The following is a 459-nucleotide window of genomic DNA, read 5'->3' as shown; positions in this document are numbered from 1 at the left end:
GGGCGAGGCCACGCTCAAACAGCCGGTCAGTGCGGCAGCATCGTAGGGGGCAGGTCGCAGGGAAACGGAGAGAGAACCTGCATGCCGGCAAGGTCAAGAGCGGGGAGGGGCTGTAAGGGGAGCATGGCAATGGGCTTGGAAATCGGGCTCGGTCACTACCTGACCGTAGCGGCAATCCAGTTCACGGTCGGCGTCTTCGGGATCTTCCTCAACCGCAAGAACGTCATCATCATCCTGATGGCGGTCGAGCTGATCCTCCTCGCGGTCAATGTCAACCTCGTGGCGGTCTCGGCGCACCTGGGGGACCTGCAGGGGCAGGTCTTCGCGCTGATGATCCTCACCGTCGCGGCGGAGGAAGCGGCCATCGGCCTTGCCATCCTCGTGATCTTCTACCGTAACCGCGGCTCTATCGCGGTCGACGACGACAACATGATGAAGGGCTAGGGCACCCGCCATGAT

At 62.7% G+C, this 459-nt stretch carries 1 protein-coding gene; it reads left to right on the top strand.

The window, feature by feature from the left end; all coding sequences use genetic code 11:
• Window positions 1–135 precede the first annotated feature (135 nt).
• A complete protein-coding gene (gene nuoK / locus VE25_RS06960; RefSeq protein WP_046107887.1) occupies window positions 136–444 on the top strand; it encodes an NADH-quinone oxidoreductase subunit NuoK in 309 nt (102 codons plus the stop codon).
• Window positions 445–459 lie beyond the last annotated feature (15 nt).

This window comes from Devosia geojensis (assembly GCF_000969415.1).
Lineage (GTDB): Bacteria > Pseudomonadota > Alphaproteobacteria > Rhizobiales > Devosiaceae > Devosia > Devosia geojensis.
Note: the sequence above shows the minus strand (reverse complement) of the source record. Positions and strands in the feature narration are given on the sequence as shown.